This is a genomic window from Curtobacterium sp. UNCCL17, from assembly GCF_000686685.1.
GTDB classification, from domain to species: Bacteria; Actinomycetota; Actinomycetes; order Actinomycetales; family Microbacteriaceae; genus Curtobacterium; species Curtobacterium flaccumfaciens.
Genome location: NZ_KK366001.1, coordinates 625,872 through 652,728, shown reverse-complemented (window position 1 = coordinate 652,728; position 26,857 = coordinate 625,872). Strand labels below are relative to the sequence as shown.

Here is a 26,857-nt window from a genome sequence, read left to right as displayed (position 1 = left end):
CATCCAACACTCGTCGGCTCAGGAGCCGGTGAGCTTGCTCCCGCACGAGTAGGTCGCGGCGGTCACCGCGTCGAGTGCCGGCAGTGCCGCCGCACGCGGCGAACCGATGGCGTAGAAGGCGAAGGTCAACCGGGACCCGTCGGCGGCGTCGATGTAGCCGCCGAGGGTGTTCGCGCTGTCGATCCAGCCCGTCTTCGCGTGCACCTTGCCACGGGCGACCGCGTTCGCGCCGGTGAACCGGCTGGCGAGGGTACCGGACTGCCCGGACACCGGCAGGGCGCTCGCGAGCGTCCCGAGGCCCTTCGCTCCGGAGGCGACCTGCACCATCAGGTGGGCGACGAACTCCGGTGACACGGCGTTCGAGGCGCTCTCGCCCGAGCCGTCCTTGATCACGATGCCGGCCGGGTCGAGGCCGTAGGAGCGCAGCGCCGACTGGTACACGGACGACAGGGACGCCGCCGAGCCGTTCGACCCGGACTCCTTCGAGGACACCCGGGCGAGCATCTCGGCCAGGGTGTTGTCCGAGTTCGGGATCATCTGCCCGATGAGCGTCGACACCGGCTGCGAGGAGACCGTGGCGATCGTCTCGGTGCCCGTCGTCGCCCGCTTGACGATCTGCGCGGAACCGGCGCCCGCGACTCCTGCGTTCGCCAGTGCCGTGCGGAAGGCGACGCCCGCCCGCCCGACCGGGTCCTCCGACCGCGGTGACGTCGCCGCTGCGGGGTTCGCTCGGTCGCCGTCGACCATCAGCGCGGTGACCTCCGGCTGGTACCCGATGGTGCGCTCGGAGACCGGCCACGTGGGGTCCCAGGCGTCGGCATCGCTCCAGTAGGAGTCGTCGGTGACGATCGTCGTGACCGGGGCGGCACCCACCTTCGCCTTCACCTGCTGTGCGAGCTGGGCGAGGGTCGGGGCGCCCGGGTACACGGTGCCGCCGCCCGCGGACAGCGTCGCGTCACCGTGCCCGACCAGGGCGACGGTGTTCGCGGACTCCCGTGTGACGGTCGTCGGGATGCGGTGGTCACCCCCGAGCACGGAGAGCGCGGTCGCCGACGTCAGGGTCTTCATGACGCTGCCCGTCTGGGCGGCCCGCTCGCCGTGCTTCGAGAACAGCACCTTGCCCGTCTCGGCGTCCATCACGAACCCCTCGAAGTCGCCGAGGCCGCTCGCCGACGCAGCCGTCGCGATCGAGCAGGTGCGGAGGGCGGACGGGCCGGCGAGGTCGTCCGGCACCGCGCGGGCGTCGGCGGTCGGCGTCGGCGACGGCTTCGCCGTCGGGCGCTTCGTGGTGGTCGTCCGGTCCGGAGCCGAGGACGCGGTCCGGGTCGAGCTCGGCGCGGCGGCAGTCCGGGAGTCAGGGGTCGTGGCCGCTGCGACGGCGACAGCCCCACCGGAGCCGACCACGAGCAGCGCCGCGAGACCACCCGCGATCCAGGGGACCGGGCGTCGTGCGGCGGAGGCGCGCGCCGCGGTGACGGCGGCGCGGAACCGCTCCGGGACGGAACGCGGGGTGGGCTGCTGCTCGGACATCGTGACCGATCCTACGGAACTGCGGCAGGAGCCTCCAGGCCGGGGGCGGGATCCGTCGAGGACGGGTGCCGGATCAGGGAGCCGTGCCGGGACCGTCGGCGGGGTACCGGACCCCGACCTGGCGACGTGCCTCGTCCAGCACCGCCATGATCGCGACGGTCTCGTCCGGGTCCATCGGGCCGCCGTCGTGGCGGCCCGACGTGATCATCGTCTCGAAGGCGCGTGCCTCGTGCTCGTAGCCGGCGAGCTCCTCGCGACCGTCGAACTCCTCGACCACGGCGCCGTCGCGGTCGCGGATCCGCCAGGTGGTCGGCGTGTACCAGGTGGAGTCGAGGTCGATGCGGCCGGTCTCGCCGATGATCGACGCCGTGTTCGGGCTCCGCAGGTCCATCCCGAAGTGGATCATCGACTGCGCGCCGCCCGGGTGCGTCATCACCAGGCCCATCTGCTCGTCGACGCCCTGCTCGCTCAGCGTGCCCGCTGCGACGAGCGCGGTCGGCACGCCGAGTACGTCCACCGCGAAGGACACCGGGTAGATCCCGAGGTCGAGCATCGCTCCCCCACCGAGTGCAGGGTCGCGCAGCCGGTGACCCGGGTCCGTCGGGAGGGCCTGGTGGTGGGTCGCCTCGACCACCATCGGGCGACCGATCCGACCCTCGGCGACGATCTCGCGGATCATCGCCATCTGCGGCAGGAAGCGGGTCCACATCGCCTCCATCACCGCGACGCCCGCGTGCCGAGCGGCGTCGACGACCGTACGGGCCTCCTCCGCGGTCATCGTGAAGGCCTTCTCGACCAGGACGTGCTTGCCCGCCCGGATCGCGAGCAGGGCGTCCTCGGCGTGCCGGACGTGCGGGGTCGCGACGTAGACCGCGTCGATGCGCTCGTCCGCCACCAGGTCCTCGTAGGAACCGTGGGACCGCTCGATGCCGAACTCCGCGGCGAAGGCCTCGGCGTGTTCGCGGGTGCGGCTACCCACGGCGGTGAACACGATGCCGGCCGCGGTGCAGTCACCCACGAAGGACCGTGCGATGCCGCCTGTGCCGATGACTCCCCAGCGAACCGTCATGGGTCCTGTCTACCAGCGCGAGGTGGGCCGCGGCGGCGCTGTCAGCGGCGGTGGCCGCCTCGGGTCGTCAGCGGCGGTGTTTGCCGAGCGCCGCGTCCGGGGCGGCCATCGGGTGGTTCCGGAACCAGCGCAGGAGCTCACGGGCACGGCTCGTGTCGGCGCTCGCGTCGCCCTCGGCGAGGAACGAGTCGAAGCCGTCGGGCAGGTCGGCGTCCGGTTCGCGGTGGAACGCCATCTTCCACTCGCCGAAGCGCCGGGTGTGGATGCGCTCCTCGACCAGCAGGCCGACGTCGGTGTGCCGCGGGTCGTCGATGATGCGCTGGTACGTCTCGAGCACGGCCGCCTCGGGGCCCTCGAGCAGCTGCATGAACCGGCCGTCCTTGTAGACGAGCAGACCGGACAGGCCGGACGCGGTGTTGCGGACCCGTGCGTGCTCGAGCAGTGCGTCGAGCCGCTCCTGGTCGAACACCTCGTTCGCCGCGCTCATGTAGACCAGGGACAGCAGCATGACGACCTCTCGGTGACGACGGAACGCGTTCCCTCTCATCGTGGACCGCGCCGAGCCAGGCGGGCAGCCCCAGAACGGGGATCGTTCCCGTCCGCGCGCCCGCGTCGAGGTTCGGGTCATCGACGCGAGCACACGGGTGTCGGGTCGTACGACCGGACTGATTCGGAGCCCCCGTCCGGGGGGATTGGTCACTCACCTGTCGTAGGTGCGGACCCAGTCGATCTGGACGTGCCCCGGGTCGCCCCAGTTGCCGGTCTGGAACATGTAGCGGTGCGGAGTGGTGGGGACGTTGCGCGGCACCGTGAACACGAGCTTGCCGTCGAGGTAGTACCGGACGCTCTTGCCCGGCACCCACTCGGTCGTGTAGGTGTGCCACTCGTTCCAGGACACCCGGGTGTTGTAGTGCTCGAAGCGGCGCTCCAGCCCGGGCAGCATCGAGTGGTGGAAGACACGGGGCGACCCGTCGAACTGTCCCTCCGGGTAGCTCAACTCGCCGTCGGCCCAGGCGTTCGACGTCGGCCACAGCATGACCGCGATCCCGTTGCCGTCTCCGCCGGTCGCCCGCGCTCGGATGCTGAAGGTGCCGCCGACGTGTGACCACGCGCCGGTGGGTGTGCCGAATGTTCCGGCAGCACCGTGCTCACCGTCCATCGCGACGTCCAGGTAGCCGTCGTGGGCGCTGACGACCTCGTTCGAGTAGTACTTGCCGCCGGTGCCGTCGGGGTACGGCTGCCACGAGTTCCGGTACGTCTCGGCGAAGGGGCCGCCGGCTGCGGCGGGGGTGTCGAAGTCCTCGGAGAAGGTCGGCTCGCGGTCCGCCAGGTACGCAGGGCCGGTCGCGGACGCCGTCGGGGTCGCGGACGAACCGGTGCTCGGCGACGAGGTCGACGCGGACGTCGCGACGGACTCGGGCACGGCTGCCGCGGTCACCGCGAGTGCTCCGGCGGTGGCGGCGACCACGACGATGACCAGGACACGCTTCAGCACTGCGTCATCGCCGGTGGAGCGCTGGGCTGGTGGTCGGTCATCGTGTCCCCCGTATCGCGGACAAGGCTAGCCCGCGATCACGCCCGACGTCTGCCCCTCGGGCGAGGGACACGGATTCGTCCGGAATACGAAAACCCCGGTCAGAGCCACTTCGAGTGGACCTGACCGGGGTGTTCACGGAGCCGCCTGTCGGAATCGAACCGACGACCTATTCATTACGAGTGAATCGCTCTACCGACTGAGCTAAGGCGGCGCACACTCCATGTCCGGAGTGGCACGAGCAATGACTATACAGGTTCAGACGAGTGAACGCGAAACCAGCACGCCGAGCTCGGCGAAGGACCGTTCGAGCTCGTCGACCAGGTGTGTCCCGGCTTCGGAACCCGACCACTCCCACCATGCGTGGCGCAGGGCGGCGAGGGCGACGATGGCCGCGAGACCGGCGCGGCGACGAAGCGCCTCAGGGTCCGCGGCGAGCTCCGGGTCGGCGTCTTCGAGCCGCCGTGCGACGGCCGCCTGCAGCTCCGCCTGGAACTCCTTCATGGACGCCATCCGACGGCTGAACAGCTCCGGGTTCGCGCGGAGGACCTGCTGACGCTCCTCGATGAGCCCGCGCTCCTCGATCAGTTCGCGCGTGGAGTGCACGAGCAGCGTGCCGATGTCCGCGAGCAGGTCACCGCTCGGACCACCGTCGACGAACGCCTGCAACGCCGCGTCGTCGGGCAGCTGCGGGTCGTCCCCGAGGATCGCCTGCTCCTTGCTCGGGAAGTAGTTGAAGAACGTCCGCGGCGAGACGTCGGCTCGCCGGGAGATCTCGTCCACCGTGACCGCGCCGAGGCCGTCCTCGAGGGCGATCCGGAGCGCAGCCTGCTGGATGGCGCGCCGCGTGGCGCGGCGCTTCCGTTCGCGCAGGCCGGGTTCAGCGTCGGGCATGCCGTGATTGTCGCACGCCGTGCCTCAGCGGCGGGCGCGGGCGATGGTGACGAGCAGTGCTTCGAGCGCCAGGAGTGCCGCCACGTTGGCCGCGATGCGCTGGCGCGCCAGGGCGACGGCGTCGAGGACCTCGAGCGCGGCAGCGGGCGGTGTCGTCGGCAGCGCGTGCTCGAGCTGGTCTCGCATGGCCAGGTTGACCGGTTCCGCCGGGGCTCCGAGCCCCAGCAGGAGCAGGTCGCGGTACAGCGAGGAGACGTCCACCAGGATCCGGTCGAGGCCGTCGCGCAGGCTGCGGGTCGCACGGCGTTTCTGATCGTCCTCGAGGGCGCGGAGCTGCGACCGGAGCGCCGGCGGGATCGTCCCGCCGGGTTCGACCCCGAGCGAGCGCAGGGCCGCGTCGCGCTCTTCGGAGTCGCGCTGCTCGGTGATCGACTTGGCGTCTTCGTCGGCGACGGCGAGGAGCTCGGCCGCCGCCATGACGGCGTCACCCACGCTCCGCACACCGAGCACGGTCGTCAGGGTCCGGCGTCGGCGGTCACGTGCGGGCTCGCTCGTGGCCAGGCGCTGCGCCATGCCGATGTGGCTCTGCGCCTGACGAGCAGCATCCATCGCGAGGGCGCGGTCGACACCGGTCCGGGCGACGAGCAGGTCGGCGACGGACTCGATGCCGGGCACGCGCAGACGGACCGAGCGGACGCGCGACCGGATCGTCGGCAACAGGTCGGCTTCACTCGGGGCGCAGAGGATCCAGACCGTGCGCTCCGGGGGTTCCTCGAGCGCCTTGAGCAGCAGGTTCGAGGTGCGCTCGGTCATGCGGTCGGCATCCTCGATGATGACGACGCGGTAGCGCCCGACCGACGGCGAGTAGTACGACGAGGTGACGAGCTGCCGGATCTCGTCGATCGTGATGATCACGCGCTGGGTCGTGAGCACCGAGACGTCGGGGTGGGTCTTCGCGGTGATCTGCCGCAGGGTGTGGTCGTCGTCGGGGCCGTTGCCCACGAGCGCCGCGGCGAAGGCGGTCGCCACGTTCGACCGACCCGACCCGGGCGGGCCGGTGATGAGCCACGAGTGCGTCATGCCACCGGTGCCGTCGGTCGACTCGGCCGCGTTGCGCAGCGACGCGACCGCTTCTTCCTGCCCGGTCAGGCCGTCCCACACGCTCACGGGACCATCCTGTCAGTGACCACCGTCATGCCGGGTCGATCCCGACGAGCGGAGCGACCGCTCGACGGACCGCGTCCTGCACGGCGTCGGTCGGGTCCGAGGCGTCGACCACCAGGAAGCGCGATGGCTCAGCCTCGGCCATCTCGAGGAAGGCCTGACGGACGGACTCGTGGAACGCCGCGGCCTCGGACTCGAGGCGGTCGAAGGTGTCCCCCCGTGCCGCGGCCACCCGGGCGCGTCCGACGGTGACGTCGAGGTCGAGCAGGATCGTGAGGTCCGGTGCCAGACCGTCCGCTGCCCACTCCGAGACGGAGCGGACCTGCTCGGCGCCGAGCCCGCGCGCGACGCCCTGGTAGGCGACGGACGAGTCGATGTAGCGGTCCTGCAGGACGACCTCACCACGGGCGATCGCCGGACGGACGACCGTCTCGACGTGCTGGGCACGGTCGGCCGCGTACAGCAGTGCCTCGGCCCGGGGAGCGACGTGGCCCCGCTCGTGCAGGACCATCTGCCGGATCTGGACGCCGAGGTCCGTGCCGCCGGGTTCGCGGGTGCGCACCACGGTCCGGCCGTGCGCGCCGAGCCACGCCGAGAGCAGCTCCGCCTGGGTCGTCTTGCCCGCGCCGTCGCCGCCCTCGAGCGTGATGAAGCGACCGGTCACTTCTTCTTGGCCGCCGTCCGACGAGCCGGGGTCTTCTTCTTGACCGGCCCCTTGGCACGCTTGTCGGCGATGAGCTGCACCGCGCGGGCGTGGTCGACGGCCTCGACGTCCTCGCCCTTCGGGATGGTCGCGTTCGTCTCACCGTCGGTGACGTACGGGCCGAACCGGCCGTCCTTCATCTTGATCGGCTTGCCGGACACCGGGTCGGCGTCGAACTCCTTGAGGGCGGCGCTCGCGGTGCGGTTGCCGCCGTACTTCGGCTGCGCGAACAGCTCGAGTGCACCGGGCAGGTCGATGTCGAAGATCGCGTCCTCGCCGGGCAGGGTCCGGGTGTCGGTCCCCTTCTTCAGGTACGGCCCGTACCGGCCGTTCTGCGCCGTGATGTCGTTGCCCGTCTCCGGGTCCTGGCCCACGACGCGGGGAAGGTCGAGGAGCTTCAGCGCGGTCTCGAGGTCGACGGTCTGCGGGTCCATCGACTTGAAGAGCGAGGCGGTGCGTTCCTTCGGCGCCGCGGCCTTCTTCGTCGTCTTCTTCGCGGGCGCCTTCTTGGCGGGGGCCTTCTTCGCCGTCGCCGTCTCGCTCGTCGCGGTCGCCGCAGCTGCCTCGGCCGCCGGGGCCTCTGCCGCTGCGGGTGCCTCGACGACCTCGCCGGTCTTCGGGTCCACGGTGGGTTCGGGCTCGGGGCTGCGCTCCGTGACGTAGGGGCCGAAGCGGCCGTCCTTCGCCAGGACCTCTTTCCCGGTCTCCGGGTTGATCCCGACGACGCGGTCTCCGATCACCGGGGCGTCGACGAGTTCCTTCGCCTTCTCGACGGTCAGTTCGTCGGGAGCGAGGTCCTCGGGGACGTTGACGCGTCGCGGCTTCTCGGGGTCGTCGCTCGGCACCTCGATGTAGGGGCCGTACCGACCGATCCTGAGCGTGAGGCCCGGAGCGAGCTCGACCGAGTTGATCTCGCGGGCGTCGATCTCACCGAGGTTGTCGATGACGGTCCGCAGGCCGCGCTGGTCGTCGTCGCCGCCACCGAAGTAGAAGCCCTTGAGCCAGTCCACGCGGTCGGCGTCGCCGCGGGCGATGCGGTCGAGGTCTTCTTCCATCTCGGCGGTGAAGTCGTACTCCACGAGCTCGCCGAAGTACTCCTCGAGCAACCGCACCACGCTGAACGCGATCCAGTTCGGCACCAGCTGCGTGCCGCGGAGCGAGACGTAGCCACGGTCGATGATCGTCGGGCTGATCGTGGGGTAGGTCGACGGACGCCCGATCCCCAGCTCTTCCAGCGTCTTGATGAGGCTCGCCTCGGTGAAGCGCGGCGGCGGGGTGGTGTCGTGCCCCTTCGCCTCGACGTCGGTGACCGAGAGGTGCTCGCCCTGGGCCACGTTCGGCAGGGCGACGTCCTGGCCGGCACGCTCGGAGGACTCGTGGCGGTCCTCGTCACGGCCTTCTTCGTAGGCGCTGAGGAAGCCGCGGAACGTGATGACGGTTCCCGAGGCGGTGAACTCGGCGTCGGTGCCGTTCGCGGTCGACGCGATGCCCTCGACCGGCTCGGTGGAGGAGATGCCGAGCACGATCGACGCGGTCGAACCCTTGGCGTCCGCCATCTGGGACGCGATGGTGCGCTTCCAGATGAGGTCGTAGAGGCGCCACTCCACACCGGTCAGGGTGCCCTGCAGGTCCTGCGGGGTGCGGAAGGAGTCGCCAGCGGGACGGATCGCCTCGTGCGCCTCTTGCGCGTTCTTGCTCTTGCTCGCGTAGAGACGGGGCTTGTCGGGCACGGTGGCCGAACCGTACAGGTCGGCTGCCTGCTTGCGAGCGGCGTCGATGGCCTGCTTCGAGAGCGAGACCGAGTCGGTACGGATGTAGGTGATGTAGCCGTTCTCGTACAGGGTCTGCGCAGCACGAGCGGTCTGTCGCGGGGACAGACGGAGCTTACGAGCGGCTTCCTGCTGGAGCGTCGACGTGGTGAACGGGGCGGCCGGGCGTCGCGTGTACGGCTTCGAGTCGACGCTGCGGACGGTGGCGTCACCGGCGCGCTCGAGGACCGTCGTCAGCGACGCGGCAGCGGCCTGGTCGAGCCGGACGACGTCACCGCTGAGCGTGCCGCGGTCGTCGAAGTCACGACCGGAGGCGACGCGGGTGCCGTGGATCCGGGCGAGTCGCGCGGAGAAGGAGGACTCGCCGGCCTTCTCGAACCGGGCGGAGAGGTCCCAGTAGTTGGCGGAGACGAAGGCCAGGCGCTCGCGCTCACGGTCGACGACGAGTCGGGTGGCGGCGGACTGCACGCGGCCCGCGGACAGACCGGGGGCGACCTTGCGCCACAGGACCGGGGAGACCTCGTACCCGTAGAGACGGTCGAGGATCCGGCGGGTCTCCTGCGCGTCGACGAGGGCGGTGTCGAGCTCACGGGTGGCTTCCTGCGCGCGCTGGATCGCCTCCTTCGTGATCTCGTGGAAGACCATCCGCTTGACGGGGACCTTCGGCTTCAGGACCTGCAGCAGGTGCCACGCGATCGCTTCACCCTCGCGGTCTTCATCTGTTGCGAGGTAGAGCTCGTCGGCGTCCTTGAGGGCACGCTTCAGCTCGGAGACGGTCTTCTTCTTGGCGTCGGACACGACGTAGTACGGCTCGAAGCCGTTGTCGACGTCCACCGAGAACTTGCCGAGGGAGCCCTTCTTGAGCTCGGCCGGCAGGTTCTTCGGCTCGACGAGGTCGCGGATGTGTCCGACCGAGGCCTGGACTTCGTATCCGTCACCGAGGTATTGCGCGATCGTCTTCGCCTTCGCAGGGCTCTCGACGATCACGAGCTTCTTCGTGCCTGGCACGTGTCTCCTTGATCGATGGTGCTGATCGGCCCTGTCCACGAGCGTGTCCGGGTCGACCGGGACATCGGTGACCGCGGGCCGACAGGCACACCATACACATAGTGTTCGGGCGGGTCGCCTGCCGGACCGGCCACCGCGAGTGCGCTGACGACGAACGGACCCGTGCCCACGACCACGCGGACCCGGGCCGTGGTGGCGACGAGTTCGCAGGCGTCGAGGGCGGCCCCGTTCGCCGTGGCGATCCGGGTGGCGATCGCGCAGGGCTCCCCCGGCACCAACCCGGTGGCGGCCGCCGCGGTGCCCACGGCGGCGGCGTCGGCGGCGCCCTGGGCCCGGATGGCCTGCGTGCGGTGACCGGCTGCGGCGAGCGCCGACGACCCAACGAGGACACCCACGCCGAGGACCGCCACGAGCAGCACGGTCGCCGAGCCGCGTTGGCCGTCGGGACTCGTCACGTCAACCCCCTCGGGCCGCGGCGCACCCCGTCGCGCTCAGTGGGAGCGCCGCGGCGGGACCGGTCGCGCCGCGCGTGGCGTCGACGCAGACCAGGTCGCCGTCCGACCGGACGACGACCGAGACCCCCGGGACGATCCGGTCGGCCGCTGACCGCCCCTGGCTCTCGTCGTCGCGCCCGATCGCCCGGGCGGCGGTGGCTGCGGCGAGTTGCAGACGGCCCTGCGCGTCGACGACGAGGACCGCCGCGACGAGGGCGGTCAGCACGATCGCCACCACGGGGAGCGCCACCGCGAACTCGACGGTCACGGAGCCGCGCTCACAGCGAGAGCGCGCCACGGACGAGGTCGGTGAGGATGGTCTGGACCTCGCCGGACCGCATGACGGCGACGAGCACACCGGCGAAGGCCACGGCGGCGAGGATGACGACCGCGTACTCGGCGGTCGCCGATCCCCGGTCGTCCCGCAGTCGTGACCCCCAGCGGGCGACGAGGGGGCGCGGGTGACGGTGGCGGATGGTCCGACGGGTGCGGTTGCCGGGGGATGACGTGGTGCTCATGGTGTCCGTCCTTTCTGTTCGGTGGGACCAGCGTGTCCGGGCCGGGGTGTCGACGAGGCAGTCACGGTGGCATCTGTGGAGAAGTCATTCAGTACCGCCCACCGTGGAGGAGAGGACCCCCACCACCACGGGCACCACCCCCACGAGCACGAACGCCGGCAGGACGCAGACGCCGAGTGGCAGCACCAGTCGGACGGCCAGTCGTTCCGCCGCCACGAGCCCGTCGGCAGCGGCCTCGTCGCGCACGTCCTCGGCGGCGCGGCGGAGCAACCCTGCGGCGGGGACTCCTGCACGCCGGGCGAGGTCGAGGACCTCCCGCAGCCGGTCCAGGTCTCCGGCGGGCGCGGCGGCTCCCGCGGACGCCTCGGCGACGGCCTGCCCGGCGGTGGTCCACGACCCGCCTCCGGCGACCGCCACGGCCCAGGCGTCGAGGAGCACCCCGGGGACGCGGCCGTCGGGCGTCGCGGAACGGACCAGCCGGGCGGTCCACCTCCGACCGGCCAGGACGAGGGCCGCCGCGGTGCACGAGCACGCCCAACCGGCCGGTGAACCGACCAGGACCTCGACGGCACCGGCGCCCCAGGCCGCACCGAGGCCCAGCCCGAAGAGCGGCAGCGCGAGCACGACCCGGGCGCTCGTCCGCGGACCGGCCAGGGCGACCCGGATCGCGCGGTCCGAGGCGGCGGCGCGTCGGAGCGCGCCTGCGAGCCCACGGAGGGTCTCCGCGACGGGCGCTCCCGTCCGGTCCGCCACGCGGAGGACGACGACGATGTCCTGCTGCGCGGGTCCCCCGGCCCCGGGCAGTCCGCCGACGAGCCGCCAGGCCCGCGGCGGCGGGACTCCCGCCGCGACCAGCGTCGCCACCCGGTCGAGCACCCCGGCAACCCGCGCCGGGCCGTCGGGTGTGGGTCGGCTCACCGCAGCCCGTCCACCGGGCGCACCTCGAGCCTCCCGTCCGGGCCGACGCACAACGTGCCCACGCCGCCCAGCCGCCGCTGTCCTGCTCGTCGTTCCACGTGCAGGACCAGGTCGAAGGCGCTGACGGCCTGCCGGGCGAGCGCCTCGGCACCGAGGCCGGCGAGTGCGCCGAGTGCTTCGAGGCGAGCGGCGACGTCGGCGATGCCGTTGGCGTGCACGGTGCCGGCTCCCCCGTCGTGCCCGGTGTTCAGGGCGGAGAGGAGTTCGCGGACCTCGGCACCGCGGCACTCCCCCACGACGATCCGGTCGGGTCGCATCCGCAGCGCCTCGCGCACGAGCCGGTCGAGGCCGAGCGCGCCGACCCCCTCGGCGTTGGCCTGCCGCGCCTCGAGCGCGACGACGTGCGGGTGGGCGATCCGGAGCTCGGCGACGTCCTCCACCGTCACGATGCGCTCGTCGACGGGGACGTTCCCGAGCATCGCCGCGAGCAGGGTGGTCTTGCCGCTGCCGGTCGCGCCGGTGACCAGGACGTTCCGGCGCGCGGCGACGGCGTCCTCGACGACCGATCGCGGGACGAATGCGAAGGTCCCGCCGCGCTCGAGGGTGGCGAGGGAGGGTCGCTGGACCTGTGGCAGCCGGATCGACACGGCGGTGCCCCCGACGGACACCGGAGCAAGGACGACGTGCACCCGGACGCCGTCGCCGTGCCGGACGTCCGCGCACGGGGTGGTCTCGTCGACGTGGCGACCGCCGAGCGCGACGAGCCGGGTCGCGAGTTCGCGGGCTCGCGCTTCGGTCAGTCGCGGCTGGACGGCTTCGAGGCCGGTTCCGCGGTCGACCCACGTCCCGACGCCACCGAGCACCAGGACGTCCGTCACGGTGGCATCCGTCACCAGGGCTGCGAGTTCCTCGAACTCGACGACCACGGCGGCCCGGCGACGAGTCGGCTGCGCGGTTCCGGGCAGGAAGGGGGCGGACGGAGCGAACGGCCGCGCCGGTGCCGAGGACACAGGCGGTGTCGACGCAGCAGGCGCCGAGGCGTGAGACGGCGACGCGGCGGACACCGACGCCGACGCGCGGGGAAGTAGAGGAGCACGGTGCAGGGGCATGCCGCCGACGGTAGGGAGCGCGCCACCGCACCGGAGAGACGGTCCCCACTTCTGTGGACAACGTCGGGATGCCCCACCAACGGACCGGTTTGTCCCCCGAAACGGAAAGCCGTACCCCGGTCGATAATGCGACACCGACGCACTCGGGGTGACCCGCCACCCCCGCTTCCCACGGCCGCACTGTGCGTAGCACCTGCTACGCAAGAACATGCAGAATGCATGCACGAGCATGGACCGGTCTGTCCACGCGACCGGCGTCCCTGCGCGGATCGGGGCACACGACGGAGCCCGACGAGCAAGCGTCGCTCGAGTCGGACCCCGGGAAACAGAAGAGGCGGCACCGGTTGGGGGGAACAGGTGCCGCCTTGACATCGAGGGATTGGGGGGAATCCGATTCGATGCCGCCGGAAACGAGTCCAGCGGGAACTACTGTACCCCACGATCGACCCTCGAGGGCAACCCCGGACACGACGTCCGGGCGTGCCGCGCCCCGACCCGGCCGAGGGGTAGTCTCCGGATGCACGCAGGCACCGGCGACGGATGCACGCAGGCACCGGCGACGGATGCACGCACGCAACCGCCCCGGATGCACGCACGCACCCACGACGGATGCCACCAGAGGCCGCAACGACGCGAAAGGACATCGATGTCCACTCCGACCCAGACCGACCCCCGAGGCGACGACGGAGCGACCTTCGCGCCGCCGCCCGAGTTCGTGGCCGACGCGGTCGCCGGCGAGGACCTCCACCGCGCGGCAGCAGCCGACCGCGAGGCCTTCTGGGCCGAGCAGTCCCGCTCCCTGCTCGACTGGCGCACCCCGTTCACGCAGACCCTGGACTGGTCGGGCGCCCCGTTCGCGAAGTGGTTCGCCGACGGCACGCTCAACGTCGCCGAGAACTGCCTCGACCGACACGTCCGCGCCGGCAACGGCGACCGGGTCGCGATCCACTTCGAGGGCGCTCCCGGCGACACGCGCCGCATCACCTACGCCGAGCTGACCGCCGAGGTGCAGCGCGCCGCGAACATGCTCACCGACCTGGGCGTGGGCCGGGGCGACCGGGTCATCGTGTACCTGCCGCTCATCCCCGAGGCCGTCGTGACGATGCTCGCCGTCGCCCGCATCGGTGCCGTGCACTCGGTCGTCTTCGGCGGGTTCAGCGCGGAGAGCCTCCGCGCCCGCATCGAGGACGCCGGCGCGAAGCTCGTCGTGACCGCGGACGGCGGATGGCGGCGCGGCGCCGTCTCACCGCTCAAGCCCGCCGTCGACGAGGCACTGACCGGCGAGGGCACCGACACGGTCGAGCACGTCCTGGTCGTCAAGCGCGGCGGCAACGACATCGCGTGGAACGACCGCGACCTCTGGTGGCACGACGAGCTCGCCAAGGCGGCACCGACCCACGAGGCCCCGGCGTTCCCCGCCGAGACCCCGCTGTTCATCCTGTATACCTCGGGCACGACCGGGAAGCCGAAGGGCATCGTGCACACCTCCGGCGGCTACCTGACCCAGGCGGCCTACACGCACAAGAACGTCTTCGACATGCACCCGGAGAAGGACGTCTACTGGTGCACCGCCGACATCGGCTGGATCACCGGCCACTCCTACGTCGTCTACGGCCCGCTCGCCAACGGCGTCACCCAGGTGCTCTACGAGGGCACCCCCGACGAACCGAAGCCCGGGCGCTGGTGGGACCTCGTCGACGCCTACGGCGTCACAGTCCTCTACACCGCACCCACGGCGGTCCGCGCGGCGATGAAGGCCGGCCGCGAGATCCCCGAGGCGCGCAGCCTCGAGACCCTCCGCCTGCTCGGCAGCGTCGGCGAACCCATCAACCCCGAGGCGTGGCAGTGGTACCGGCAGGTCATCGGCCACGATCGCACGCCGATCGTCGACACGTGGTGGCAGACCGAGACCGGCGCGATCATGATCTCCGCACTGCCCGGCGTCACGAAGCTGAAGCCCGGCGCCGCGCAGACGCCCCTGCCCGGCATCGTCGCCGAGATCGTCGACGACGACGGCAACCGCGCCGACCCCGGCGAGAGCGGCTACCTGACGATCACCGAGCCGTGGCCGTCGATGGCCCGCGGGATCTGGAACGACCCGGACCGGTTCGTCGAGACGTACTGGTCGCGGTTCCCCGGCCGCTACTTCGCCGGCGACGGCGCACGGCTCGACGGGCAGGGCGACATCTGGGTCCAGGGCCGCGTCGACGACGTCATGAACGTCTCCGGCCACCGCCTGTCGACGGCCGAGATCGAGTCCGCCCTGGTCGGCCACGAGGGCGTCGCCGAGGCCGCCGTGGTCGGTGCCGCCGACGAGACCACCGGGCAGGCCGTCGTCGCGTTCGTCATCCTGACGGCCGAGGCCGCCGCCGACGTCGACCGTGATGCCGCCTCCGCGGAACTCCGCAACTGGGTCGGCAAGCGGATCGGCGCGATCGCGAAGCCGCGCCAGGTCGTCATCGTGCCGGAGCTACCGAAGACACGCTCCGGCAAGATCATGCGGCGGCTGCTCCGCGACGCGGCCGAGGGCCGCCGCATCGGCGACACGACGACACTCGCCGACCCGACGATCATGGCGACCATCTCGGAACTCATGTAGTCACGCCAGACGGAAGCAGGGCCTCCAGTCAGATCCAGACTGGAGGCCCTGCTCGCGTCCTGCGTTCGACTGACGGTCCGTCAGGCGGTGAGTTCCACCACCAACTCGACCTCGACCGGCGCGTCCAGTGGGAGCACCGCGACGCCCACCGCGCTCCGCGCGTGGACGCCGGCGTCACCGAAGACCTCGCCGACCAGGGTCGACGCCCCGTTCGCGACACCGGGCTGCCCGGTGAACGACGGGTCCGACGCGACGAAGACCGTGACCTTGACGACCCGCGCCACGCGGTCGAGCGACCCGGCGACCGACTGCACGGCGGCCAGGGCGTTCAGCGCGGCCACACGAGCCTGGGCGGCGGCGGTCTCGGCGTCGACGTCGGTGCCGACCTTGCCGGTCACGGGCAGGGCACCGTCGACGAACGGCAGCTGACCGGCCGTGTACACGTACTGCCCCGTCACGACGGCGGGGACGTACGCGGCGACGGGCGCGGCGACCGCGGGGATCGTCAGGCCGAGGGCGGCGAGCCGGTCGGAGACGCTCATGCGTCAGCCTTGGGGCGCTTCAGGTAGGCGACGAGACCGCCCTCGGGTCCGGTGACGATCTGGACCAGTTCCCAGCCCTCGTCCCCGTAGTTGTTGAGGATCGCGGTGGTGTTGTGGATCATCAGCGGCGTGGTGAAGTACTCCCAGCGAGTCATGCGGTTCCTTGCCAGCCTTTCAGTCGGGGGTGTCGTTTAGGCTGCATCCTATGTCTGCCCAGAAGACGTCTGCATCGCGGACCAAGCCCGTCTCAGCAGTCGGCGCCTTCATCGGATTCGTCGGGTTCAGTGCCCTCGCCGGCCTGCTCGTCACGATCGGTGTCACCCCGGCCATCGCGGTCGCCGGTGTCACGACGACGTCCACCATCGGCGTGTTCGAGTCCCTGCCGGAGTACATCGAGATCGGTGACCTCCCGCAGCGCAACGAGGTCTACGCGTACTCGGGCGGCAAGTCCGTGCACTTCGCGACCGTGTACGACCAGAACCGCGAAGAGCTGAAGTTCGACCAGATCAGCGAACAGCTCAAGAACGCCGCGATCGACGGCGAGGACAAGCGCTTCTACGACCACGGCGGCGTCGACATGACGTCCCTCGTCCGCGCCGGCGTCGGCAGCCTCGCGGGCGGTCTCGGCGATTCCGGCGGTGGCTCCACGCTGACGATGCAGCTCGTCCGCAACATCAAGATGCAGCAGGCCCTCGAGCTCCCCACGAAGAAGGAGCAGGTCAAGGCCTACAACGAGGCAGTCGAGCAGACCATCCCCCGCAAGCTCGAGGAGATGAAGCTCGCGATCGGGCTGGCGAAGAAGTACTCCAAGAAGGAGATCCTCACCGCCTACCTGAACATCGCCTACTTCGGTGACCAGACGTACGGCGTGCAGGCCGCCGCGCAGCACTACTACAACAAGAGCGCGACCGACCTGACCGCGGCCGAGGCGGCGTCACTGCTCGCCATCGTGCAGTACCCCGAGGCGCGCAACCTGTCGAACCCGAAGAAGTACGAGGCGAACGTCGCCCGGCGCGACGTCATCCTGAAGTCGATGTACGCCCAGAAGAACCTGACGAAGGCCGAGTACGACCAGGCCGTCGCCTCGAACCCGAAGGACTACGTCCGCCTGACCCAGCCCTCGCAGGGGTGCCGGGCGTCGGTCGGCGACGGATCGCAGTTCTTCTGCGACTACGCCGTCAAGGTCGTCAAGGAGATGTCGCAGCTCGGATCGTCGCAGAAGGCCCGTGACACCGCGTGGCGCAACGGCGGCTACAAGATCCAGACGACGCTGAACATCGACCTGAACGCCGAGCAGAAGCGACTCGTCAACACCTACGACAACAAGGCCGAGACCGGCCTGGCGCTGGGGGCCACGCTCAACTCGATCGAGGCGGGCACTGGTCGCATCCTGACGATGGCGCAGAACAAGGACTACGACCAGTCCCTGAAGTCCGCGCCGACGTCGACCTCGATCAACTACAGCGTCGACTACAAGTACGGCAACTCCGGCGGCTTCCAGACCGGCTCGACGTACAAGCTGTTCACGCTCCTCGCCTGGCTCAAGGCTGGTCACGGTCTCAACGAGGTCGTCAGCGGCGCACCACGGAACATGTCGTCCGGCTGGACCGCCTGCGGGTCACCGATCACCGCGGGCAACTACAACCCGAAGAACGACAGCCCCGGCGAGAGCGGCAACTACACGGTGGCCGCCGCGACCGCCGGCTCCATCAACCTGGCGTTCCTGAACATGGCGCAGAAGCTCGACCTGTGCGACATCCGCGACACGGCGGAGTCCCTCGGCGTGCACCGCGCCGACGGCGGCGAACTGCAGTACACCCCATCGTCCGTCCTCGGCGTCAACGAGATCGCTCCGATGACGATGGCAGCCGCCTACGCCGCCGTCGCGAACAACGGCATCTACTGCAAGCCGATCGCCATCGAGCAGGTCACTTCCCCCAGCGGCAAGCAGCTCGGCGGACAGACCAAGGACTGCAAGCAGGTGCTCGACCCCGAGGTGGCCCACGCCGCTGTCTACGCCATGAAGGGCACGATCGCCAGCGGTACCGCCCGCGGCGCGCAGACCCCGGACGGTACCCAGCTCTTCGCCAAGACGGGTACCACCGACACCGCGAACCAGATCTGGCTCGTCGGGTCGAGCTCGCGGGTCGCGACGGCGTACTGGCAGGGCAACACCGACGGCAAGCTCAACAACCTGCGGCACTACAGCAACGGCGTCAACGGCACGTACGCCGGTGTCCGAGCGAGCGTGTGGCAGCAGGCGATGACCCCGATCAACGCCGCCTACCCCGCCGGTGCCTTCACCGACCCGAACACCTCCGCCCTCCGCGGCAACAGCAAGGCGCTGCCGGACCTCCGCGGCAAGACGGCCGACGAGGCCCGCGCCGCGATCTCGGGTGCCGGCTTCACCTACGTCGACGGCGGCGCGCAGCCGGGCGCCGGCAAGGCCGGAACCGTGACCTCGACCTCACCGTCGGCCGGTTCGCTGCTGTCGTCCGGGTCGAGCGTCACCGTCTACACCTCCGACGGGTCGCAGATCACCGTGCCGTCGGTGACGGGCAAGCCCCTCTCCGACGCACGCGCCCAGCTGAACCAGGTCGGGCTGACGAACGTCGCCATCGCCGAGCAGTACGCGAAGGGCGGCGGCGACAAGGAGTGCCGTGTCGCCTCGGTCGAGCCCGGCGTGCACACCGACGCCAACAAGGACTCGACGGTCACGCTGACCCTGTACGGCGACAAGAACGGCAAGGCGCCCAAGGACTGCAAGTGACCCGCGGTCGTACCGCACTCGGGGTCCTCGCAGCCGGCGCGGCCGTCGGTGCCGCGTCGGCAGCCTGGGGTTCGCTCGTCGAGCGTCGCCGTTTCGGGATCCGGTGGGAGACCGTCCCGGTGCTCCCGCCGGGCTCCCGCGACGTCACCGTCCTGCACCTGTCCGACATCCACATGGCTCCGTGGCAGGCCGACAAGCAGCAGTGGCTGCGCGACCTGAGCCTGGTCGAACCGGACTTCATCGTGAACACCGGGGACAACCTCGGCCACGCGACCGCGAACGCCGCCGTGGAGTACGCGCTCGAGCCGTTCCGCGGGGTGCCCGGGGTCTTCGCCTACGGGTCGAACGACTTCTTCGGGCCCTCCCCGCGCAACCCGCTCAAGTACTTCTCCGGGCCGAGCCGGATGCACAAGGCCGCGGAGCCCGTCGGGCTCGACATCGATCGGCAGACGGCGTTCTTCGAGTCGCTCGGCTGGCTCGATCTGAACGACCAGGCGCACGCGATCGAACTCCGCGGCTCCCGCTTCGAGCTGTTCGGCACCTCGGACGCGCACCGCGACTGGGACCGGCTCGACCTGCTCCCCACCAACGTCGACGAGATGCGCAGTGACGTGCCGTGGTCCGAGGACGAGGACGGCCCCGCGCCGGTCGCCATCGGTGTCACGCACGCCCCCTACCGTCGGGTGCTCGATGCCTTCGTGACCCAGGGCGCCGACATCATCTTCGCCGGGCACACCCACGGCGGTCAGGTGGCGGTCCCCGGGGTCGGCGCGCTCGTCACGAACAGCGACCTCCCCCGTCGGTACGCCAGTGGGCTGCACAAGTGGGAGCACCGCAACCACTGGTCGTGGCTCGAGGTCTCCGCGGGCCTCGGCACCTCGATCTACGCGCCCGTCCGGTTCGCCTGCCGACCCGAGGCCGTCGTGGTCACCCTCTCCGCACGGGCGTCCTGACCCGACTCGCCCGGGAGTTCGCCGGATGGTCGTGAGCACCCTGGATCATCGGATAGTATTGTCGGGTTGCTCCGGTACGGAGTGATCACACCGCGGGGTGTGGCGCAGCTTGGTAGCGCGCCTCGTTCGGGACGAGGAGGTCGCAGGTTCAAATCCTGTCACCCCGACACTGTGTTGAGACAGTACGAAGAAGGCCCTGGTTCTCCGGAACCAGGGCCTTCTGCTTTCCCCGGGCGCAGCTCGACCGCCGATGGGTCGCACGACCCACTCGGTCCGTTCGTCCCCCGCTGCGAGCACCACCTCCCGCTACGCTCGCAAACGCCATGCAGAACGACCATCCCCTCGCCGCCGTGCTCACCACGATCGCTGCGGAGTTCCCCGACATCGCGGACGACCCGGTGCTCGCGGGGAACCTGACGGAGAACGTCACGTCGATGATCGCCGAGGCCCACGAGCGCTACGCGGCGGGGACCGACGGAAGCGTCGTGAGCCACACGTTCCTCGACCCCGAGCACCTGGCGACCGGCAGTCTGCACGCCGAGCACGCCCAGCACCCGGCCGGCGCCATGCTCGCGGCGGAGATGCTCTTCGACGCCTACCTGCCGGTCTTCGTCGACGAGGTCGGCGCGGTGTCCACCGCCGAGGTCCTGCGGGCCACCAGGGCCCTGCACGCCGGCATCTGGAGCCGGTTCCCGGCCGGGGCGGTCGCGTACACGGAGGCACTGCGCCAGCGTGTCACCACGGCACACCTGGACTCCCGCACGCAGATCGCGCGAGACCTGCACGACCGCGTGGCACACGGCATCCTCGCCGGCTTGCAGCGCCTCGACCTCGTCCTGCTGACGGACCCGCCCGCGGACGAGCGCGCCGCACAGCTCGACGACGCGGCACGGTTGCTCAGGAGCGCGCTCGGCGACGTGCAGGACCTCGCGGTGAGCCTGCATGCCCGCGTCGGTGACGCACAGCTGGACGACGCGCTCCGCCGGCACGTGCACGACCTGTTCCCCGACGACGTCCGCCTGTCCATCGAGTCGACGGGCACCTCCGGTCCACTGCCGAACTGGCAGGCGGAGGAAGCGCTGACGATCCTGCTCGAGGCGCTCACGAACCACGGTAAGCACGCCCCGGGTTCGACGGCTTCGGTGCGCTTCGCGTGGTCCCCCGCTGCCGTCGTGGTGACGGTGACTGACGACGGCCCGGGCTTCGACGTGCACAGCGACGTCGACGGTCGCCTCGGGCAGCAGACGATGCGCGAGCGCGCCGCGGTGATCGGCGCTCGGCTCGACGTCGAGAGCACCCGCGGCAGCCGACAGCACGGCACCACCGTCCGCCTGAGGATCCCGAGGGGCACCCTGTGACCGTCACCCACGTCGCCATCGTCGACGACCACCGGCTGTTCCGTGAAGGGCTCGCCACCATCCTGGCCGCGGTCCCCACGATCCGCGTCGTCGCACACGGCGAGCGACCGGCCGAGGTGCTCGACTCCCCCGAGGCCGCCGCGGTCGACGTCCTGCTGCTCGACGTCGAGCTGGACGGTCCTCCGGCACGGACGACGATCGCCACGATCCGCCGCACCCGCCCGGACATCCGGGTGGTGGTGCTCACGATGCACCGGGACGCGGTCCTCCGCCGCACCCTGCTCGACGCCGGCGCGGTCGACTTCGTCACGAAGGACACCCCGAGCCGCGAACTCGTCGACCGGATCGCGCGTGCGGCACATGCCGACGCGGCTCCGGTCACGTTCCCCGTCGACCTGGTCACGGAGGCCCGTGCCGGCTCACCGCTGAGCGACCGCGAGCTCGAGGTCCTGCGACTCATCGCCGCCGCACGCACCAACGCCGAGATCGCCGCCGACCTGCAGCTCGCGATCGGCACCGTCAAGCGGCACGTCTACAACGTGTTCCGCAAGCTCGACGTCAGCTCCCGCGTCGGTGCGGTCGCCGCGGCCACGCGTCTGGGCTTGCTCACCTGAGGCTCCGCGGAACTCCGTGAGCAGCAATGGTCGGGTGCCCAGTGGACACCCGACCATTCCTGCTCACGAAGCGACCCCGACTAGACGGACGCAGCAGCCGCGCCCGCGGGCACGAGCTTGCCGGCGGCGTGCAGCCCGGCCACGACGTCGAGCGCCTGGTGCCGGTACCGCGCCTGCGCAGCACCGGGCGACACGATCACGCCGTTCGCCCCGGTCGACGCCACGAGTGCGTTGATCTTCTCCGCGACCTGCTCGGCGTTGCCGTAGGCCTGACGCTCGGTACGGGCCGCGATGAACCGACGCTCGAGGTCGTTGAACTCGTACGCACGCGCCTCGTCCATCGACACCGGCTCGGGCTTCCGGCCCGAGCGCATCCGGATGAACGAGATCATGCCCGGGGCGCTCTGCTCGTCGATGACGGCGGGGTCCTCGTCGGTGACGACCTGCACGCCGATCAGCGCGTTCGGCGTCTGGCGGAAGCGCGACGGACGGAACGAGTCGCGGTACAGGGCGAGTGCGGCCTCGGTGTTGTCCGACGCGAAGTGGTGGGCGAACGCGAACGAGATGCCGAGCGCACCGGCGACCTGGGCGCTGTAGCCCGAGGACCCGAGCAGCCAGAACTCCGGCACGTCACCGTAGCCCGGCACGGCGCGGATGCCGGCCAGCGGGTTCTCCGCGCCCATGCCGGTGAAGAACCCGATCAGGTCGGCCAGGCGGTCCGGGAAGTCGTCGACGTCCAGTCGGTCCGTGCGGCGGAGGGCCATCGCCGTCGCGCCGTCGGTGCCGGGAGCGCGCCCGAGCCCGAGGTCGACCCGGTCGCCGTACAGGGCACGGAGCGTGCCGAACTGCTCGGCGACGACGAGGGGCGCGTGGTTCGGCAGCATGACGCCACCCGAACCGATGCGGATGGTCGAGGTGGCAGCACCCACGGCGCTCAGCAGCACCGCCGGGGCCGAGGACGTGATGCCCGGCATCCCGTGGTGCTCGGCGACCCAGAACCGCTCGTACCCGAGCTGCTCGGCGTGCACGGCCATGTCGATGGACCCCTGCAGGGCCTCGGTGTTGGACTGGCCGTACTCGCGGGTGGCCAGGTCGAGGACGGACAGGTGCAGGGTGTCGTCGGTCATGTGGTCACCAACGCGCGCGGGCCCGCCCGCATTCCACCCGGGACCGGGACGTCGACTGGTCAGGACATGTCGTCGCGCGGCCGCCGACGGGTCACCAGGCGTCGCCTGGAGGTCGCGGCAGCGACGGTTCGCGACCACTCGGCGGACGCGTGCGGCGCGCCCTGGACGCACCGTGCAGCGGACTGGAGGCCCGTGGCGGGGCCCGTACCGCGCCTCCAGGCCGCCCTTCGGTGGCGTCTCGGGCGCGAGCGTCAGGCGCCGTCGAGGCGGCCGCCGGACTCCGTCAGGTAGCAGTTGGCGCAGAGCGACTCGTAGGCGACGTCCACGCCGTCGATCGCGACCTGGGAGCCGTCGAAGACGAACCGACCGTCGACCGTGCGGGCGTTGAAGACCGCCTTGCGGCCGCAGCGGCAGATGGTCTTCAGTTCTTCGAGGGAGTGCGCGACCTCGAGCAGTCGGGCGCTGCCGGGGAACGCCTCGGTGCGGAAGTCCGTGCGGATGCCGTACGTGATGACCGGGATCTCGTCGAGCACCGCGATGCGCAGCAGGTCGTCGACCTGCCGCGGGGAGAGGAATTGCGCCTCGTCGACGAGCACGCAGCTGACGGGCCGCACCATGCCGTCCAGGCGGTCCGACTCGGGGTCGACGGCGCCGGCGGCGGTCACGGCCTGGCGCACGTCGGCATCCGGGGAGAAGACGATGTCGACGGTCCGGGTGACGCCCAGGCGCGAGACGATCTCACGGTCGCCCTTGGTGTCCACGGCGGGCTTGGCGAGCAGCACCCGGTGTCCGCGCTCCTCGTAGTTGTAGGCGGCCTGCAGCAGGCCCGTGCTCTTGCCGCTGTTCATCGCGCCGTAGCGGAAGTAGAGCTTCGCCACTACGCGAGGAACCCGTCCTCGGCGGCCCGCCGGATGAGGTCGGACTTCTTCGAGGCGGGGCGGCCCACCTTGCTGTACTTCTCGCGCACGCGACGCAGGTAGGTCTTGGCGGTCTCGTACTGCACGTTCATCTGCGCGGCGACCTCGTTCGTCGAGTAGCCGGACACGTAGAGCCGGAGCGCCTCTTCTTCACCGGCGCTGAGCTTCGGCCGCTGGTGGGCGGCGGCGCCCGTCGGCAGCGGACGCCATTCCCGGGGCTGCGGGGTCTCGCGGGCGACGCCCATGATCTCGCGGGCGACGTCCATGACCTCGCGCATCGGGAGCGACTTCGACAGGAACGCCGCGGCACCGGCGGCCAGGGCACGGTCGCGGGACTCACGGCTGTCGACGCTCGAGAGCACGATCACCTTCGCGCCGGCGGCACGGCAGGTGCGGACGCGGGCCTCGATCGAGACGGGTTCCTTGAGCTGGAAGTCCAGGAACACCAGGTCGGTCGGAAAGCTGTCGCTGTGGACCATCTCGAGCCAGGTGTGCGCGGTCAGGGCCAGGTCGAAGTCGAACGCGTTCACCGCGATCCAGCTCGACAGGCTGTCCAGCAGCACCTCGTGGTCGTCGAGGATGGCCAGCCGCACACGTCGTGCTCCCGGGTTCGGGAGGGACGGCGACCCCTCCGAGAGCCTGTTCGGGTCAGTGCTGGTCATAGGAGAACCTTAGTGCGAGGGCGGAAGGGCGGACCGCGACGTCGAGGTCGGGGAACGTCACGCGGAGGACGGCGAAGTAGGGGTCGAAGGTGCGGTGGATGCCGATGTCGGAGTCCGCGACGGCGAGTTCCATGTCGACGGACACACGAGCGAGTGCGGGCGACTGCGCGGGCCGGGCGGCAAGGGGCGCCGACGCTGCCGGCGACGCCGGAGTTGCCAGGGGTGCCGGGGTTGCCTGGGCGGCCGGGCCCGCCACGGTGTCGGCTCGTCGCACGGTCGCGCGGAACCCGGCCGGGTCGACGGTCGACGCGCGGAGCGCTGCACGGACGAAGGTGCGGACGACCGCCCGCTGGTCGGTGTCGAGCGTCGCGATGAGGCCGTCGGGGTCGTCGACCACCGGCGCCTGGCCGCCGTCGACCCGGACGGCGTGCTCGAACCAGGTGCGATCGGCGTCGGCGACCATGGACGCCCGGATGCCGTCGGCGATCGCGCGGGCACGGGCACGGTCGGCGTCGGTGATGACGTCGCGCGTGCGGAGCTCGGCGAAGAACGGGGCGACGTCGCGGGACAGGATCGTCGAGCGGTCCTGCTGCACGCTCGCCGCGATGCCGTCCCGCTCGGCACGCGCGACGGAGTACGACCCGGCACGGATCTGCACCCGTTCGGCGAGCCCCGCGAAGGTCCAGGCGAACACCGCGGACGCGGCGGTCAGCACGAGCGTCGGGGCCGCGGCCAGGAACGCCGCGACGGCGACCGGCACCTCGTGCGGGAACTCGGCTGCACCCGCGCCCCAGGTCACGGCGTTCACCGCTGCCAGGACGACCCCGCCGATCGTCAGGTCCGTCCACGGGCGGTACGGGGCGACCATGACGATGCCGGTCGCGGTGATCAGGGACATGAAGTCGTTCAGGGCACTGCGGTCCGGCCCCCACTGCGCCGCGACGCTCGTGACCGACGCCAGGCCGAGCAACCCCACGTGCGCGACGAACGCCGAACGAGGGAACGGCGCACGGAACGGGCTCGAGGCAGCGAACACCACCACCGCCGAGGCCGCGACGAGCAGCACCGTGAGGGCGCTGAGTGTCGGGCTGCCCACGACGTCGCGGTCGAAGATCGACACGAGCAGGGCCCAGACGACGCTGCCGGCCCCGAGCACGAGGGCCAGGGGCCGCGACCCCATCGCGCCGAGCGGGTCGTACTGCTGCGCGGTGCGGCGGGACCCGCGCTGCCGTGCCGCCGTCATCGCCCGGTCCCCCGGTCGTCACTGATCACGGGCACGGTGACCGCGCCGGTGACCGGTCCGTACGGCACGGTCATCATGACGCTCGTGCCGGAGCCGGGCGACGACCAGATCTGGACGTCACCGCCGACCCGGCCGATCCGCTCACGCACCGAACCGCGGAGGCCCATCCGGTCGGCTCCGGTGGCGTCCTCGTCGAACCCACGACCGTCGTCGACGACCATGACGGTGCAGGACGCGCTGTCGTCGAACACGCTCACCTCGGCGGCGTCGGTGCCCGCGTGCTTCCGCACGTTGGCCAGGCACTGGCCGACGGCTCGGACGACCGCCGACAGTGCACGCTGGTCCAGGCGTTCCAGCGCGGAGGTGTCACCGGAGACCGTGACGTCGAGCCCGAGCGTCCGGTGTTCGTCGACCATGGCACCGAACGCCTCGGCCGCGGCCCCGGGACGCGGGCGGGCGGCCGGCGCGAGCCACCCCTTGCCGGTGAGCACCGCGACGTCGGCGTCGACCGTCTCGGCGAGGTGCGGGTCCATCGGGCCGTCCGGCGCGAGGGTGATCGCGCCCAGGTGGTTGAGCACGGTGTCGTGCAGGATCGCGGACGCCTCGGCCTCGACCCCGGCGCGGTAGGCGGACACGTGTTCTTCGCGCGCGGAGCGCAGGAGTTCGGGCTGCACCCGTTCGCTCCGGCCCGTGCTGCGGGTGGTGAAGAGCACGAGCGCGACCACGAAGCCCAGGGTGACCCACGCCAGGATGAGCGGACGGGGCGACTGGTCGGCCTGCACGATGGCGATCCAGGTGGCGAGTCGTCCGGTCAGGAAGCCCACGAAGGACCACAGCACGACGCGGCTCGGCACGGCCCCCGCTCCCCCGACCAGGATGAGCGGGATCACGACGAGGGACATCAGGTACGAGGTCACCCACCCGGTCGGCACCTGCTGCTGGACCCCGACGGCGAACCACCAGGCGCAGACACCGCCGACGGCCAGGAACGCGATCGCCGAGACCCGGGTGCCGAACTGCACGTGCACGCCGATCATGGCGAGCATCGGGACGACCGCCAGCGCGGTGCCGACGACCTGCACCCCGGGCTCGGACAGACCGTAGAGCACGAGCGTGATGGCCGCGGCCAACAGGGACCCGATGGCGCCGGCGTGGAATGCGCGCACGGTCGACCACGCGTTCACTCGCGGTGCGAGGTGCGTGGGGATGCCGAGCACGAGGTGGATCCTTCCGGGTGGCGAGGGCGCCGTCCACGATCCAACCACCGGAGCAGCGGCCGTGTACCCCGAATCCGGGGCCGTGCGGCGACCCGCACGATGATAGCGGCCCGGACCGGGGTCTTGCTGTCCCCCGAACGTGGAC

At 71.2% G+C, this 26,857-nt stretch carries 25 protein-coding genes and 2 tRNA genes; 6 read left to right on the top strand and 21 right to left on the bottom strand.

Annotation, left to right across the window (positions count from 1 at the left end):
* Positions 1-18: 18 nt before the first annotated feature.
* The 14 genes from dacB to BR70_RS0112900 all read right to left on the bottom strand — a co-directional run bounded on the left by dacB (position 19) and on the right by BR70_RS0112900 (position 12,527).
* Positions 19-1,530: a D-alanyl-D-alanine carboxypeptidase/D-alanyl-D-alanine endopeptidase gene (gene dacB / locus BR70_RS0112965; RefSeq protein ID WP_027466414.1), complete on the bottom strand. Its 1,512-nt coding sequence runs from the start codon at positions 1,528-1,530 to the stop codon at positions 19-21.
* Positions 1,531-1,603: 73 nt separating this feature from the next.
* Positions 1,604-2,599 carry a Gfo/Idh/MocA family protein gene (locus BR70_RS0112960; RefSeq protein ID WP_027466413.1) on the bottom strand — a complete coding sequence of 332 codons (996 nt, stop codon included), beginning with the start codon at positions 2,597-2,599 and terminating at the stop codon, positions 1,604-1,606.
* A 67-nt stretch (positions 2,600-2,666) separates the two neighbouring features.
* Positions 2,667-3,107 (bottom strand): BLUF domain-containing protein, encoded by a 441-nt coding sequence (locus BR70_RS20890; RefSeq protein WP_051596899.1) that lies wholly within the window; start codon positions 3,105-3,107, stop codon positions 2,667-2,669.
* A 192-nt stretch (positions 3,108-3,299) separates the two neighbouring features.
* Positions 3,300-4,094: a glycoside hydrolase family 16 protein gene (locus tag BR70_RS0112950; RefSeq protein ID WP_027466412.1), complete on the bottom strand. Its 795-nt coding sequence runs from the start codon at positions 4,092-4,094 to the stop codon at positions 3,300-3,302.
* 180 nt (positions 4,095-4,274) lie between these two features.
* Positions 4,275-4,347: transfer RNA gene (locus BR70_RS0112945), tRNA-Thr, on the bottom strand.
* Positions 4,348-4,391: 44 nt separating this feature from the next.
* Positions 4,392-5,027, bottom strand: coding sequence for a TetR/AcrR family transcriptional regulator (locus BR70_RS20885; RefSeq protein WP_035808852.1), 636 nt, complete (start codon positions 5,025-5,027; stop codon positions 4,392-4,394).
* 24 nt (positions 5,028-5,051) lie between these two features.
* Positions 5,052-6,194, bottom strand: a complete 1,143-nt coding sequence (locus BR70_RS0112935; protein ID WP_027466411.1) for a DNA polymerase III subunit delta' — start codon at positions 6,192-6,194, stop codon at positions 5,052-5,054.
* Between the two features lie 25 nt (positions 6,195-6,219).
* Positions 6,220-6,855, bottom strand: a complete 636-nt coding sequence (gene tmk / locus BR70_RS0112930; protein ID WP_027466410.1) for a dTMP kinase — start codon at positions 6,853-6,855, stop codon at positions 6,220-6,222.
* Complete coding sequence (topA, locus tag BR70_RS0112925; protein ID WP_027466409.1) at positions 6,852-9,671, bottom strand: type I DNA topoisomerase; 2,820 nt, start codon at positions 9,669-9,671, stop codon at positions 6,852-6,854. Before topA ends, tmk begins: the two co-directional genes overlap by 4 nt.
* On the bottom strand, positions 9,647-10,126 hold the full coding sequence (locus BR70_RS20880) for a hypothetical protein (protein ID WP_051596898.1): 480 nt from the start codon (positions 10,124-10,126) through the stop codon (positions 9,647-9,649). Before BR70_RS20880 ends, topA begins: the two co-directional genes overlap by 25 nt.
* A gap of 1 nt (position 10,127) precedes the next feature.
* Positions 10,128-10,433: a TadE family type IV pilus minor pilin gene (locus BR70_RS0112915; RefSeq protein WP_051596897.1), complete on the bottom strand. Its 306-nt coding sequence runs from the start codon at positions 10,431-10,433 to the stop codon at positions 10,128-10,130.
* Between the two features lie 10 nt (positions 10,434-10,443).
* Positions 10,444-10,683, bottom strand: coding sequence for a DUF4244 domain-containing protein (locus BR70_RS0112910; protein ID WP_027466407.1), 240 nt, complete (start codon positions 10,681-10,683; stop codon positions 10,444-10,446).
* A gap of 84 nt (positions 10,684-10,767) precedes the next feature.
* On the bottom strand, positions 10,768-11,601 hold the full coding sequence (locus BR70_RS0112905) for a type II secretion system F family protein (RefSeq protein WP_027466406.1): 834 nt from the start codon (positions 11,599-11,601) through the stop codon (positions 10,768-10,770).
* Positions 11,598-12,527, bottom strand: coding sequence for a TadA family conjugal transfer-associated ATPase (locus BR70_RS0112900; RefSeq protein ID WP_027466405.1), 930 nt, complete (start codon positions 12,525-12,527; stop codon positions 11,598-11,600). The genes BR70_RS0112905 and BR70_RS0112900 overlap by 4 nt, the downstream gene beginning before the upstream one ends.
* A gap of 829 nt (positions 12,528-13,356) precedes the next feature.
* Here BR70_RS0112900 and acs point away from each other — a divergent pair.
* Positions 13,357-15,309, top strand: a complete 1,953-nt coding sequence (acs, locus tag BR70_RS0112895) for an acetate--CoA ligase (protein ID WP_027466404.1) — start codon at positions 13,357-13,359, stop codon at positions 15,307-15,309.
* A gap of 80 nt (positions 15,310-15,389) precedes the next feature.
* On the opposite strand, the gene BR70_RS0112890 is transcribed toward acs, so the two are convergent.
* Both BR70_RS0112890 and BR70_RS23345 read right to left on the bottom strand, forming a co-directional pair.
* Positions 15,390-15,851, bottom strand: a complete 462-nt coding sequence (locus tag BR70_RS0112890) for a RidA family protein (RefSeq protein ID WP_027466403.1) — start codon at positions 15,849-15,851, stop codon at positions 15,390-15,392.
* Entirely contained in the window at positions 15,848-16,006 is a 159-nt protein-coding gene (locus BR70_RS23345) for a Sp36 family protein (RefSeq protein WP_017888699.1), read from the bottom strand. The genes BR70_RS0112890 and BR70_RS23345 overlap by 4 nt, the downstream gene beginning before the upstream one ends.
* A 50-nt stretch (positions 16,007-16,056) precedes the next feature.
* On the opposite strand from BR70_RS23345, the gene BR70_RS20875 reads away from it, so the two are divergent.
* The 5 genes from BR70_RS20875 (at position 16,057) to BR70_RS0112860 (ending at position 21,546) form a co-directional block, all read left to right on the top strand.
* Positions 16,057-18,621, top strand: a complete 2,565-nt coding sequence (locus tag BR70_RS20875) for a transglycosylase domain-containing protein (protein ID WP_051596895.1) — start codon at positions 16,057-16,059, stop codon at positions 18,619-18,621.
* Positions 18,618-19,574: a metallophosphoesterase gene (locus BR70_RS0112875; protein ID WP_027466402.1), complete on the top strand. Its 957-nt coding sequence runs from the start codon at positions 18,618-18,620 to the stop codon at positions 19,572-19,574. The genes BR70_RS20875 and BR70_RS0112875 overlap by 4 nt, the downstream gene beginning before the upstream one ends.
* Positions 19,575-19,667: 93 nt before the next feature.
* Positions 19,668-19,741 (top strand) — tRNA-Pro (locus tag BR70_RS0112870).
* Positions 19,742-19,897: 156 nt separating this feature from the next.
* Positions 19,898-20,932, top strand: coding sequence for a sensor histidine kinase (locus tag BR70_RS0112865; protein WP_027466401.1), 1,035 nt, complete (start codon positions 19,898-19,900; stop codon positions 20,930-20,932).
* Positions 20,929-21,546, top strand: coding sequence for a response regulator transcription factor (locus BR70_RS0112860; RefSeq protein WP_027466400.1), 618 nt, complete (start codon positions 20,929-20,931; stop codon positions 21,544-21,546). The genes BR70_RS0112865 and BR70_RS0112860 overlap by 4 nt, the downstream gene beginning before the upstream one ends.
* An 80-nt stretch (positions 21,547-21,626) precedes the next feature.
* On the opposite strand, the gene BR70_RS20870 is transcribed toward BR70_RS0112860, so the two are convergent.
* From BR70_RS20870 to BR70_RS20865, 5 genes are all read right to left on the bottom strand, one after another.
* Positions 21,627-22,673, bottom strand: coding sequence for an LLM class flavin-dependent oxidoreductase (locus tag BR70_RS20870; RefSeq protein WP_035808847.1), 1,047 nt, complete (start codon positions 22,671-22,673; stop codon positions 21,627-21,629).
* A gap of 251 nt (positions 22,674-22,924) precedes the next feature.
* The gene (locus tag BR70_RS0112850) at positions 22,925-23,551 is read right to left on the bottom strand and encodes a thymidine kinase (protein ID WP_027466399.1); all 627 of its coding nucleotides are present in this window, start codon (positions 23,549-23,551) and stop codon (positions 22,925-22,927) included.
* Positions 23,551-24,252 carry a response regulator transcription factor gene (locus BR70_RS0112845; RefSeq protein ID WP_035808846.1) on the bottom strand — a complete coding sequence of 234 codons (702 nt, stop codon included), beginning with the start codon at positions 24,250-24,252 and terminating at the stop codon, positions 23,551-23,553. The genes BR70_RS0112850 and BR70_RS0112845 overlap by 1 nt, the downstream gene beginning before the upstream one ends.
* Entirely contained in the window at positions 24,239-25,495 is a 1,257-nt protein-coding gene (locus BR70_RS0112840) for a hypothetical protein (protein ID WP_027466397.1), read from the bottom strand. The genes BR70_RS0112845 and BR70_RS0112840 overlap by 14 nt, the downstream gene beginning before the upstream one ends.
* On the bottom strand, positions 25,492-26,712 hold the full coding sequence (locus BR70_RS20865; protein ID WP_051596894.1) for a sensor histidine kinase: 1,221 nt from the start codon (positions 26,710-26,712) through the stop codon (positions 25,492-25,494). The genes BR70_RS0112840 and BR70_RS20865 overlap by 4 nt, the downstream gene beginning before the upstream one ends.
* Positions 26,713-26,857: the final 145 nt, after the last annotated feature.

Excerpts from the sequence above, each read along its gene's own strand:
- BR70_RS0112840 (WP_027466397.1), bottom strand. The coding sequence starts at position 25,495 with ATGACGGCGGCACGGCAGCGCGGGTCCCGCCGCACCGCGCAGCAGTAC.
- BR70_RS0112960 (WP_027466413.1), bottom strand. The coding sequence starts at position 2,599 with ATGACGGTTCGCTGGGGAGTCATCGGCACAGGCGGCATCGCACGGTCC.
- BR70_RS20870 (WP_035808847.1), bottom strand. The coding sequence starts at position 22,673 with ATGACCGACGACACCCTGCACCTGTCCGTCCTCGACCTGGCCACCCGC.
- BR70_RS20875 (WP_051596895.1), top strand. The coding sequence starts at position 16,057 with ATGTCTGCCCAGAAGACGTCTGCATCGCGGACCAAGCCCGTCTCAGCA.
- BR70_RS0112845 (WP_035808846.1), bottom strand. The coding sequence starts at position 24,252 with ATGACCAGCACTGACCCGAACAGGCTCTCGGAGGGGTCGCCGTCCCTC.
- acs (WP_027466404.1), top strand. The coding sequence starts at position 13,357 with ATGTCCACTCCGACCCAGACCGACCCCCGAGGCGACGACGGAGCGACC.
- BR70_RS23345 (WP_017888699.1), bottom strand. The coding sequence starts at position 16,006 with ATGACTCGCTGGGAGTACTTCACCACGCCGCTGATGATCCACAACACC.
- BR70_RS20885 (WP_035808852.1), bottom strand. The coding sequence starts at position 5,027 with ATGCCCGACGCTGAACCCGGCCTGCGCGAACGGAAGCGCCGCGCCACG.
- BR70_RS0112865 (WP_027466401.1), top strand. The coding sequence starts at position 19,898 with ATGCAGAACGACCATCCCCTCGCCGCCGTGCTCACCACGATCGCTGCG.
- BR70_RS0112910 (WP_027466407.1), bottom strand. The coding sequence starts at position 10,683 with ATGAGCACCACGTCATCCCCCGGCAACCGCACCCGTCGGACCATCCGC.
- BR70_RS20890 (WP_051596899.1), bottom strand. The coding sequence starts at position 3,107 with ATGCTGCTGTCCCTGGTCTACATGAGCGCGGCGAACGAGGTGTTCGAC.
- BR70_RS0112890 (WP_027466403.1), bottom strand. The coding sequence starts at position 15,851 with ATGAGCGTCTCCGACCGGCTCGCCGCCCTCGGCCTGACGATCCCCGCG.
- dacB (WP_027466414.1), bottom strand. The coding sequence starts at position 1,530 with ATGTCCGAGCAGCAGCCCACCCCGCGTTCCGTCCCGGAGCGGTTCCGC.